Here is a 10,845-nt window from a genome sequence, read left to right as displayed (position 1 = left end):
CCCGCCGGATCCGGCGGGGCTTTTTCACAGGAAAGGGAACCGCGTGCCTAGCGGCGGCTGCGCCAGCGCACCCTGGGGTTAATGACCTGGGCGGTCTGGGCAGGGGGATTGCCCGCAATGAGCTGCTGCATCAGCTCGAAGGCGGCCCGGGCCAGGGCCGGGCAATCCTGGGCCACGGAATCGATGCGCATGGGGATGCAGTCGAGCAGATCGTGATCGTCGAAGGTACACAGGCGCATGCCGGTCTCCATCAGCCCCGCCTCGTTGAGGTAGCGCAGCACCCCCTCCAGCAGGGTGAAAGAGGCGGTAAAAAGCCCCTTCGGCGGCGCCCCGAGCTCGGCCACCAGCTCGGCCATCAGCTGATAGCCGGAGCTTGGCTGATAGTCGCGATGGCGTACCTGGCTCTCTGGCGCCTCCAGCCCGGCTCTGTGCAGCCCGAGCTCGTAACCCGCCAGCCGGTGGCGGCTGGGGGAGAGATCCAGCAGGCCGCCGAAGTAGTAGATCTCCTCGCCGCACTCGCGGGCCATGTCCTGCACCAGCTCGGCGGTGGCCTTGCAGGCGTCCGAGATCACCATGGGCAGGCGCGACTCCCCGATGTGGCGGTCGAGCTGCACCACCGGCAGACGGTCGTGGATGCGGGCATAGATGTCGTCGCTGTGGCCGCTGGAGGCGACGATGAGGCCATCCACCTGACGACTGATGAGGTTGTCCACCACCCGCTGCTCCAGGGTGGGGTCATCTTCTGAACAGGCGATGAGCAGCTGGATCCCCGCCTCCCGACAGCGGGCCTCCAGGGCACGGGCGATGCTGGCGAAGCCGAAGTTCGTGAGGTCGGGGATCACCAGCCCCCAGGTGTAGCTGCGGCTCTCGCGCAGGGAGCGGGCATGGATGCTGGGCTGATAGTGGCACTCGTCCGCCACCGCCTGGATCCGCTTGCGGGTATCGTCGGCGATGCGGTATTCCGCACTCTTGCCGTTGAGTACCAGGCTGGCGGTGGCCTTGGAGACCCCCGCGAGCTCGGCTATCTGGGCAATCGTGATCCGTTTCTTCTTCTCCACCTGACCTCCCGGCACACTGAGACCGGGCTATTGTACTAGGCAGGTCGCCAGCGGCCAGTGATCCAGGCAAATTTTGCTGCCATCAGCGCCCTTACCCGATGAAAGTTGAGGCTTTTCGCCGGGGAAGTAGCGGGTCGACAGGCTCTGGCGCCCGCCATCGACGAAGCACTCCAGGCTGGAGCGATCGCACAGGACGGTGATCTTGCCCCCAAGCCAGGGGGCGCTTCGCTCTTCCCACTCCCCGCTCTGCCAGTTCTGGCGCCGCAGGACAAGGCGCCCCGGCTGCCACACCAGCTCGGCCACGGCCCCGAACCAGAGGCTCCCCTCCCCGCTCAAGGCCAGATCGAGCCAGGCCGAGTCGATGGCCAGCCCCGGAAATTCACCGAGCCCCCCCTCGAAGCGAGTCTGCTCCCCCTTGAGGGCGGCCAGCTCCCCTACCGGCCGCTGGCAGAGCCAGTCGTCCTGCCAGAACAGCTCCCGCGGGCAGCTCATCTGGTGGATCCAGCCATAGGGGATGGTGGGCTGGCTCATCTCGTTCTCCTCCGGCAACCCCAGCCAGCCAAACAGCAGGCGCCGCCCCTGGCGGTCCTGGGTGGTTTGCGGCGCATAGAACTCGAAGCCCCGGTCCAGCTCGTGGAAAGCCCCGTGCTCGAAGCGCTCGCCGTCGAAGTTGCCCGCCAACCAGCCGCACTGATAGAGGTTGCGATAATCGTCCCCCACCGGGGCAATCCCCTGGGGACAGCTGATGAGCACATGACGATCCCCCAGGGGGAAGAGGTCCGGGCACTCCCACATATAGCCAAAGTCCCCCAGCCCCCCGCGCCCGCTGCCGGCGATGGGGCCCACCAGTTGCCAGTTTTGCAGGGTCTCACCGCGATAGAGCAGCACTTCACCCTTGTCATCCAGGGTGCGGGCTCCCAGCACCATGAGCCACTGCTGGCCGTCGTGCCACACCTTGGGATCTCGCACATGGCCGCTGTAGCCTTCGGGCAATTCCAGCACGGGCCCCAGCTTGGCAAAGCTCCCCATGCCGTCGGCGCGGGCCAGACACTGGTAGGCGGTGCGGCTGCCATCCGGGTATTTGACGTTGCCGGTGTAGACAAGGGTCAGGCGCCCCTGCTCGTCGCTCACCGCCGAGCCCGAGTAGCAGCCGTGGCTCTCATAGTCCTCGGTGGGCAGCAGCGCCACCGGCTCGTGCTGCCAGTGCAGCAGATCGGTGGCGGTGACGTGGCCCCAGCCCTTGTTGCTATGCTCGCAGCCGAGCGGATTCCACTGGTAGAAGAGGTGGTAACGCCCGTCGTGCTCGATGAAGCCGTTCGGGTCGTTGAGCAGCCCCACCGGGGCTGCCAGATGCCAGCGGGGCCGATGGAGATCGGCCGCCGCCTTGAGCTGTCCGGCCAGCAGGGACCGGACAACCTGGTTGAGGAATTGGCTTTCCTTCATCACTCCACCTTGTACTTGAGCAGGTAAGAGGCGGCGAAGGCGGCGCCAAAGGCGATCACCAGCCCGATGACGTAGTGGATGAGGCTCATGGGCTGGACGATGGCCATGCCCGGGATGCCGGTCAGGCCCACCGCCGTCATGCCGACCTTGGCCGCCACCACGTAGGCGCCGCCGCAGGCCCCGCCGAACAGACCGGCCAGGAAGGGCTTGATGTAGCGCAGGTTGACGCCAAAGATCGCCGCCTCCGTGATGCCGAGCAGGCAGGACATGGCCGCCGGCACAGTAATGGCCTTGATCTTCAGGTCCCGGGTCTTGAAGTAGACCGCCAGGCAGGCCCCGCCCTGTGCCACGTTGGCCATGGCCCAGATGGGCAGCAGGAAGTTGACGCCAATTTGCGGGTTGGTCAGCAGGCCCGCCTCGATGGCGTGGAAGCTGTGGTGGATGCCGGTGATGACGATGAGCGAATAGGTGCCGCCAAACACCAGACCCGCCAGCCAGCCCGCCTGCTCATAGAGGGCGCTCAGACCGAACGAGATGCCATCCCCCAGCACCCGCCCGGCGGGGCCGATGAAGAGCAGCGCCACGAAGCCGGTGATGATGACGGTCAAAAACGGGGTGAGGATGAGATCCAGCGCATCCGGGATGCGCCTGCGCAGCTGTTTCTCCAAATGGGACATGAACCAGACCGCCAAGAGCACAGGGAAGACGGTGCCCTGATAGCCGATCATGGCCACGTCCAGCCCGAAGAAGTCCATGGTCTTGAAGCCGCCCGCCACGCCCCAGGCGTTGGTCAGGGCCGGGTGGGTCAGAATGCCGCCCAGGGTCGCCCCCAGATAGGGGTTGCCGCCAAACTCCCGCGCCGCCGTGAAGCCAATCAGGATCGGCAGTATGATGAAGGCAGCCGAGCTGAACATGTCGAGCATGACGAACAGGGCGCTGTCGGCATTGACCCAGCCGTAGGTGCGCACCATGCCGAGCAGCCCCATCAGCAGGCCGGAGGCGACGATGGCCGGAATGATGGGGACGAAGATGTTGGAGAGGGTCCGCGCCAGGCGCTGGGCCACATTGAGCTTGGCCGTCGCCATGTCGGTCAGCTCCGCCTTGCTGGCGGTGCCGGTCCCGGTCAGGGTGACGAACTCGGCATAGACCTTGTTGACCAGGCCGGTGCCGAAAATGACCTGGATCTGGCCCGCGTTGCTGAAGCACCCCTTGACCCCGTCCAGCTTGTCGATGGCGGCCTTGTTCACCTTGCTGTCGTCCGCCAGCACCAGCCGCAGCCGGGTGGCGCAGTGGGCGGCGCTGACGATGTTCTCCCTGCCCCCGAGCAGGGGCACCAGATCCTGGGCTATCGCACTGATATTCATAATCTTCCTCTTATGACCCGCCACGCTGGCGGGCCCTTGTCACATGAGAGTAGGGGCTGTCGACCCGGGCTTCTAGCCGCAGATCAACAGCCGTCTGCGCCCGATCGCAAAAATTCATCCAGCCGGGTGCGGGTGGGCAGCGCCGTCATGGCCCCCTTGGCGGTGGTGGCGAGCGCCCCGCAGCCGTGGGCCCGGGCCAGGATGGCGGGCAGCTCATTCAGAGCGGGCAGCGAGGTCCGTTCGGCCAAGGCCGCCAGCAGACCGGCGACGAAGGCATCCCCCGCCCCCGTGGTGTCGATGGGCGTCACTTTGGGCCCCACCCACTCCAGCAACTCGCCCCCCAGACGGGCCACCACACCGGCCGCCCCCCGGGTCACCAGCACCAGCTCCGGCCCTGATAGGGTGGCGAGCCCCGCGGCCAGATCGTCCAGACCGCTCAACAGTTGCAGCTCCTCCACCGAGAGCTTGACCACGTCCGCCAGCGCAATGGCCTCGCGCACCACGGGCAGCATCTCGGCGGGATTGCCCCACACCTCGGGCCTAAGGTTCGGGTCGAAGCAGACCCGTCCCCCGACGGCCCGGATGGTCGCCATGGCTTGCAGGCAACTGCCGCGCACCGGCTCGTTGGAGAGCGCAATGGAGCAGGTGAGCAGCCACTGCCCGGCCTGGAAGACCGGCAGATCGGCGGGGCTCAGGAACTGGTCGGCACTGGGGCGCACCATGAAGGTGAAGCTGCGCTCCCCCTCGGCGTCGAGTTCCACCAGCACTGTGCTGGTTCGGTGGGCGGGATCCGCCCGCAGACAAGCGGTATCCACCCCTTCCCTTGCCAGGGTATCGGCCATAAAGCGGCCGAAGGGATCCGCGCCGACCCGGCCGATAAAGGCCGACTCCCCGCCAAGCCGGGCAACGCCTACCGCCACATTGGCCGGTGCGCCCCCCGGACACCTGAGGTAGTGCCGATCCCCTTCCGGGATAAGGTCCACCACCGCATCCCCCATTACCCACACACGATTCCCCACCTTGCTACTCCACTGCTGCACAGGATTTGCCGGAGCCAGGCTCCGAGTTCTTGGTCCGCATTATCAGCTAAACCGTTTTAGCTAACCAAGAGATCCCGAGATCGGCTGCCATTTTTGTGATCGGGATAACGAACTAGAACCAGGTTTCCATCTGCACGCCAAAGTTCCACTCGCCACCGGCGCTGAAGTCGCTCTGGCCCATGGCATCGGTACTGGCGTAGTTGTCGAGCTCGGAGGACCAGTCCATCCAGGTGGCGAATACCCGCAACTCCGGCCGCTCGAAGAAGCCGACGGTCTGCGCCTTGAAGGTGGGGGCGAAGGTGAGCTTGGCAAAGTCGCCACTCGCCGCCTGACGGCCTTTGTAGCCCTTGGGATCGAGATCCATGTACTGCCAGGTGGCCTCGTAGATCAGCTCGACGTTCTGGCTCAGCACCTGGGCCACCCGGGTGTTGAGGGTCAGCCACTGATACTCGTCTCCCTTCACGTAACGGTCCTGGCTGTGCTCGGCCAGCAGGGCCGGGGCCAGGCGCCAGCGCGGAGTGATATCGGTGGCGCCAAACACGGCGACCCGCACCGCGTCGGCATCCGGCAGCAGCTCGCTGTCGGATCCCAGTCCCTTGAGCTCGGCCCCCAGGCCATGGCCGTACAGCACGGCGGCCTTGGAGAAGCCGGGGTTGATGCCAAAGAAGCTGTCCGCGTGGTAGGCCACCAGGGTGTGCGCCCCCTTGTCCGCCGCCTCGCTGCCAACGCCGCCGTCGTTGATGCGCGCCTCGTTGTCCTTGGCCGAGAGGCCGTTCACCATCCACTGCCAGTTGCCGACGCGGTTGTTCATGGTGAGGATGTAACTCTCGATGTCGGACAGACCGCTGGCGCTGATGTCGCCGTAGTCGCGCCCGTAGAGGGAGAAGTTCGCCTTCCAGCTGTCGGCCAGCTGCACGTCGTAGACGCCGCCGCCGGTGCCGGCCAGGAAGACCACGTCCGAGTCGAGCCAGTGGATGTCGAAGTTGTCCCGATCAAAGCGCTTGCCCGCCCAGAGCACCGAGTGCTGGAAGGGGCCGCCAAAGCTCGCCAGGTCGCCGATTTCGGCAAACACCTGGCGGGTGTTGAGGCTGGAATCGCTGGCGGTCCAGTCGTTGCTGGTCTCCACCCCGTCCGCCAGCATCAGCTTGTAGCGGGCCCAGCTGCCATCGTCGAAGGTCTGGGTCTTCAGCAGGTTGGCCTCCATGTAGGTGTCGTCTTCGTTGCCAAGGCGCCCCACGGCGCCGCCCACAGAGCCGGCCGGGGTGATGTAGGGGCCACCGCGCCCGCCGTTGCCATTGCCGTTGACCAGCAGGCCGGAGCGGGCATAGCCGTGGAACTCGAAGCCCTGGGCGCCGGCGGTCTGCTTGTCCACCTTCTCGCTCCGGGCCTTGGCCACCACGGCGGTCTCCCGGGCCTCGCTCGCCTTGCTCTGGGCCTCATCGGCCCGCGCTTCGGCGGCGGCGGCGCGCGCCTCTGCCGCCTGCACCCGCGCCTCCAGCGCCGCCAGGCGGGCCTCTATACCACCATCCGCCGCCCACAGCGGACTGCTCATCCCCAATCCCAGCGCCACGGCCAGCGCCAACTTGCTCTTGAACATCGTCATCTTCCTCACCTGTCATCTGCCGCCCGTCCGGGCGCTGTTGTTATGGACGAGCAGAGCATAGCTAAACCGCTTTAGCTAACTCAATATGCCAGCTAAACCGTTTCAGCCACTCTGTGAGCGAGGTAGCATTTGCGCAGCAAGCCTTGCTGGAAGTTGTGAAGCGGATCCCTCATCGGGATCCACTCAATAGGGCGAGTCCGGGCCGAACGACAGGCAAAAAAAGAGCCGGCACATGGCCGGCTCTGTCTATCTGGGTCGCAAAAATCAGCTGGTCAGATCGTCGAAGAAGCGTTTCACCCCTTCGAAGAAGCCTTCGGATTTCGGCTTGTGGGTCTTGGCGGCGGCACCGCTGAAGGAGTCGTCCAGCTGGCGCAGCAGATCTTTCTGGGTCTCGGTCAGCTTGACCGGGGTCTCGATCACCACCTTGCACATCAGATCCCCCACCTGGCCGGAGCGCACGGACTTGACGCCCTTGCCCCGCATGCGGAACATCTTGCCGGTCTGGGTCTCGGGGGTCACCTTGAGCTTGACCCGGCCATCCAGGGTCGGCACTTCGATTTCGCCACCCAAGGCAGCCGCGGTGAAGCTGATGGGCACTTCGCAGTAGAGGTTGTTGCCGTCACGCACGAAGATCTCGTGCTCCTTGACGTGCACCTGTACGTAGAGATCCCCGGCCGGTGCGCCGGCCTCCCCCGCTTCCCCTTCGCCGGAGAGACGGATGCGATCCCCGGTGTCGACGCCCGCCGGAATTTTCACCGACAGCGTCTTGGTCTTCTGGTAGCGGCCCTCGCCATGGCACTTGCGGCACGGATCCTTGATGATCTTGCCGCGACCGTGACAGTGGGGACAGGCTTGCTGCACCGCGAAGAAGCCCTGACGCATCTGCACCTGACCGGCGCCGTGGCAGGTCGGGCAGGTCTGGGCAGAGCTGCCGGTGTGGGCACCGGAGCCGTTGCAGACCTCGCAGTGGACCAGGGTCGGCACCTTGATCTCCTTGGAGACACCGCGCACCGCCTCTTCCAGGGTCAGCTCCATGGTGTAGCGCAGGTCGGAGCCCCGGGCCGGGCCGCGACGACCGCCGCCACGGCTGCCACCGAAGATGTCACCGAACACGTCACCGAAGATGTCACCGAAATCGGCACCACCGCCGAAGCCGCCGTGACCACCGCCCTGGCTCTGATCCACCCCGGCATGACCGTACTGATCGTAACGGGCGCGCAGGTTCTCGTCGGTCAGGACCTCGTAGGCCTCCTTGACCTCTTTGAACTTCTCTTCGGAGGCGGCATCACCCTGGTTGCGGTCCGGGTGATACTTCATGGCCAGACGCTTGTACGCCTTCTTGATCTCGCGCTCGTCGGCACCCTTGGCCACCCCGAGCACTTCATAGAAATCGCGCTTCGACATACTCATCCTATTGGGTTTTCAGCAGTTATGCAGACGGGCGTTGGTTACCCAACGCCCGTGAATTCATAGACTCAAGCCAATGGGCGAAGGGAACTTCGCCCATCTGGGTAAGGCTTACTTCTTGTCGTCTTTCACTTCTTCGAACTCGGCATCGACCACGTCGTCGTCCGCCTTGGCAGAAGAGGAGGACTGACCGGCATCGGCACCGGCGCCTTGCGCCTGAGCCTGCTGCTGGGCAATTTCCATCAGCTTCTGGGAGGCTTCCATCAGCGCCTGTTGCTTGGCTTCGATGGCGGCCTTGTCGTCGCCCTTGATGGCGGCTTCCAGCTCGGACAGTGCAGTCTCGATCTTGGTCTTGTCGTCGGCAGGCAGGGCGTCACCGGCTTCGGTGACCTGCTTGCGTACCGAGTGGACCAGACCGTCAGCCTGGTTGCGGGTCTGCACCAGCTCTTCGAACTTCTTGTCCTCGGCCGCGTTGGCTTCCGCCTCGCGTACCATGCGTTCGATCTCCTCATCAGACAGACCGGAAGAGGCCTGGATGGTGATCTTCTGCTCCTTGTTGGTCTCCTTGTCTTTGGCGGAGACGTGCAGGATGCCGTTGGCGTCGATGTCGAAGGTCACTTCGATCTGCGGCAGACCGCGCGGCGCCGGACGGATGCCTTCCAGGTTGAACTGGCCCAGGGACTTGTTGTCGCTGGCGCGCTTGCGCTCACCCTGCAGCACGTGAATGGTCACGGCAGACTGGTTGTCTTCGGCAGTGGAGAACACCTGGGACTTCTTGGTCGGGATGGTGGTGTTCTTCTCGATGAGCGCAGTCATCACGCTGCCCATGGTCTCGATACCCAGAGAGAGCGGGGTCACGTCCAGCAGCAGTACGTCTGTCTTGTCACCGGACAGGACGGCACCCTGAATGGCGGCACCCATGGCCACGGCTTCGTCCGGGTTGACGTCTTTGCGCGGCTCTTTGCCGAAGAACTCGGCAACAGTCTTCTGCACCAGCGGCATACGGGTCTGACCGCCCACCAGAATCACGTCGTCGATCTCGCCAACTGCCAGACCGGAGTCTTTCAGAGCGACACGGACCGGCTCCAGGGAGTCTTTGACCATGTCTTCCACCAGGGATTCCAGCTTGGCGCGGGTCACCTTGATGTTCATGTGCTTGGGACCGGTGGCATCTGCGGTGATGTACGGCAGGTTCACGTCGGTCTGCTGAGCGGAAGAGAGCTCGATCTTGGCCTTCTCAGCGGCATCTTTCAGACGCTGCAGGGCCAGCTGGTCGTTGCGCAGGTCAATGCCCTGCTCACGCTTGAACTCTTCAACCAGGTAGTTGATGACGCGGTTGTCGAAGTCTTCACCACCCAGGTGGGTGTTACCGTTGGTCGCCAGTACTTCGAAGGTGGTTTCCCCTTCCACTTCGTCGATCTCGATGATGGAGATGTCGAAGGTACCGCCACCCAGGTCATAGACGGCAACCTTGCGCTCGCCCTTGACCTTGTTCACGCCGTAAGCGAAAGCAGCTGCAGTCGGTTCGTTGATGATGCGTTTTACATCCAGACCGGCGATGCGACCGGCATCCTTGGTAGCCTGACGCTGGGCGTCGTTGAAGTAGGCCGGTACTGTGATGACGGCTTCGGTGACCGGCTCGCCCAGGTAGTCTTCGGCGGTCTTCTTCATCTTTTTCAGCACTTCGGCAGAGATCTGCGGTGGTGCCATTTTCTTACCCTTCACTTCAACCCAGGCGTCGCCGTTGTCGGCCTTGGCGATGGCGTACGGCATGATCTTCAGGTCACGCTGCACTTCTTCATCTTCGAAGCGACGGCCGATCAGACGCTTGATGGCGAACAGGGTGTTCTTCGGGTTGGTGATGGCCTGACGCTTGGCAGGCTGACCAACCAGGATCTCGCCATCATCGGCATAGGCAATGATGGACGGAGTAGTACGGTCGCCCTCTGCGTTCTCGATCACGCGAGCAGTGTCGCCATCCAGAATGGCGACGCAGGAGTTGGTAGTACCCAGGTCAATACCGATGATTTTACCCATTTGACGAATCTCCAAATACTTAGATTAAACAGGCGAATCGCTCGCCTTAATGCGTTAACGGCTAGGTGGGGGCTTCGCGAGTCGCTTTCAAGCTCCCGACAGTAAATTTTTACTGCCACCGTGCCTTGTCACCTATATGGGGCCGGGCCAGATGGCTTCAAGGGCACCATGCAAAAAACGCGGGGTTTTGTTGCACGCCTGCCCGAAAAAATGCCACCTCGACCAACAAAAAGCCCGCCGAGCGGCGGGCTCAGCACTGGGATGGGGCTCAGGCCGGTGCCTTGGAGACCATCACCATGGCCGGACGAATGACGCGGCCGTTGAGCTCGTAGCCCTTCTGCATCACGGCGATGACGGTGTTCGGGGCCACATCGGCGCTCGGCACCATGCTCATGGCCTGATGGGCATTGGGGTCGAACGGCTGGTTGGTGGGGTCCAGGGCCACCAGGCCAAACTTGGCGACACCGCTCTGCATGGATTTGAGGGTCAGCTCCACCCCTTCGATCATGGGCTTGAGGGCTTCGCTCTCCTTGTCGGCCAGCTCGATGGCACGCTCCAGGTTGTCCAGCACCGGCAGCAATTCGCCTGCGAACTTCTCCAGGGCGAACTTGTGGGCCTTCTCCACGTCCTGAGCGGCGCGGCGACGCAGGTTTTCCATCTCGGCGACGGCACGCACGGCACGCTCGCGCTCTTCCTGGCATGCCAGCAGGGCGGCTTCCAGCTGCGCCTCCAGCTCGGCGATACGCACCTGCTCGGCTGTCACTTCACTGTCTACATCGGTCGGCTCGACTGGCTGGACTTCCACTTGCTCCATCGCTTCAACCTTTTGCTCTTCGTGGTTCATGACATCTCCAATGTTCAGGGTTGCTTGTGAGGGGTTGCTGAGGCTCAGG

At 64.0% G+C, this 10,845-nt stretch carries 8 protein-coding genes; all 8 read right to left on the bottom strand.

Features of this window, described 5'->3' with window-relative positions:
* Nucleotides 1-47 precede the first annotated feature (47 nt).
* The gene (locus BN1119_RS15755; RefSeq protein WP_042000079.1) at nucleotides 48-1,058 is read right to left on the bottom strand and encodes a substrate-binding domain-containing protein; all 1,011 of its coding nucleotides are present in this window, start codon (nucleotides 1,056-1,058) and stop codon (nucleotides 48-50) included.
* A 27-nt stretch (nucleotides 1,059-1,085) separates the two neighbouring features.
* Complete coding sequence (locus tag BN1119_RS15750; protein WP_042000076.1) at nucleotides 1,086-2,501, bottom strand: glycoside hydrolase family 32 protein; 1,416 nt, start codon at nucleotides 2,499-2,501, stop codon at nucleotides 1,086-1,088.
* On the bottom strand, nucleotides 2,501-3,865 hold the full coding sequence (locus tag BN1119_RS15745; protein ID WP_042000073.1) for a sucrose-specific PTS transporter subunit IIBC: 1,365 nt from the start codon (nucleotides 3,863-3,865) through the stop codon (nucleotides 2,501-2,503). The genes BN1119_RS15750 and BN1119_RS15745 overlap by 1 nt, the downstream gene beginning before the upstream one ends.
* 83 nt (nucleotides 3,866-3,948) lie before the next feature.
* A complete protein-coding gene (locus BN1119_RS15740) occupies nucleotides 3,949-4,905 on the bottom strand; it encodes an aminoimidazole riboside kinase (protein ID WP_084205508.1) in 957 nt (318 codons plus the stop codon).
* A 112-nt stretch (nucleotides 4,906-5,017) separates the two neighbouring features.
* On the bottom strand, nucleotides 5,018-6,508 hold the full coding sequence (locus BN1119_RS15735) for a carbohydrate porin (protein ID WP_084205507.1): 1,491 nt from the start codon (nucleotides 6,506-6,508) through the stop codon (nucleotides 5,018-5,020).
* Nucleotides 6,509-6,772: 264 nt separating this feature from the next.
* Nucleotides 6,773-7,912: a molecular chaperone DnaJ gene (gene dnaJ / locus BN1119_RS15730; protein WP_042000064.1), complete on the bottom strand. Its 1,140-nt coding sequence runs from the start codon at nucleotides 7,910-7,912 to the stop codon at nucleotides 6,773-6,775.
* 114 nt (nucleotides 7,913-8,026) lie between these two features.
* Complete coding sequence (gene dnaK, locus BN1119_RS15725) at nucleotides 8,027-9,952, bottom strand: molecular chaperone DnaK (protein WP_042000062.1); 1,926 nt, start codon at nucleotides 9,950-9,952, stop codon at nucleotides 8,027-8,029.
* Between the two features lie 268 nt (nucleotides 9,953-10,220).
* The gene (grpE, locus tag BN1119_RS15720) at nucleotides 10,221-10,796 is read right to left on the bottom strand and encodes a nucleotide exchange factor GrpE (RefSeq protein WP_042000059.1); all 576 of its coding nucleotides are present in this window, start codon (nucleotides 10,794-10,796) and stop codon (nucleotides 10,221-10,223) included.
* Between the last annotated feature and the right edge of the window lie 49 nt (nucleotides 10,797-10,845).

The sequence above is a fragment of the Aeromonas bivalvium genome, from assembly GCF_000819765.1.
Classification (GTDB): Bacteria; Pseudomonadota; Gammaproteobacteria; order Enterobacterales; family Aeromonadaceae; genus Aeromonas; species Aeromonas bivalvium.
The sequence above is the reverse complement of the archived record's forward strand: the minus strand, read 5'-3'. Positions and strand labels throughout refer to the sequence as shown.

What these genes read in the sequence shown, in the direction of transcription:
- BN1119_RS15750 (WP_042000076.1), bottom strand. Translation starts at nt 2,501, where the DNA reads ATGAAGGAAAGCCAATTCCTCAACCAGGTTGTCCGGTCCCTGCTGGCC.
- BN1119_RS15745 (WP_042000073.1), bottom strand. Translation starts at nt 3,865, where the DNA reads ATGAATATCAGTGCGATAGCCCAGGATCTGGTGCCCCTGCTCGGGGGC.
- BN1119_RS15735 (WP_084205507.1), bottom strand. Translation starts at nt 6,508, where the DNA reads ATGACGATGTTCAAGAGCAAGTTGGCGCTGGCCGTGGCGCTGGGATTG.
- dnaJ (WP_042000064.1), bottom strand. Translation starts at nt 7,912, where the DNA reads ATGTCGAAGCGCGATTTCTATGAAGTGCTCGGGGTGGCCAAGGGTGCC.
- dnaK (WP_042000062.1), bottom strand. Translation starts at nt 9,952, where the DNA reads ATGGGTAAAATCATCGGTATTGACCTGGGTACTACCAACTCCTGCGTC.
- grpE (WP_042000059.1), bottom strand. Translation starts at nt 10,796, where the DNA reads ATGAACCACGAAGAGCAAAAGGTTGAAGCGATGGAGCAAGTGGAAGTC.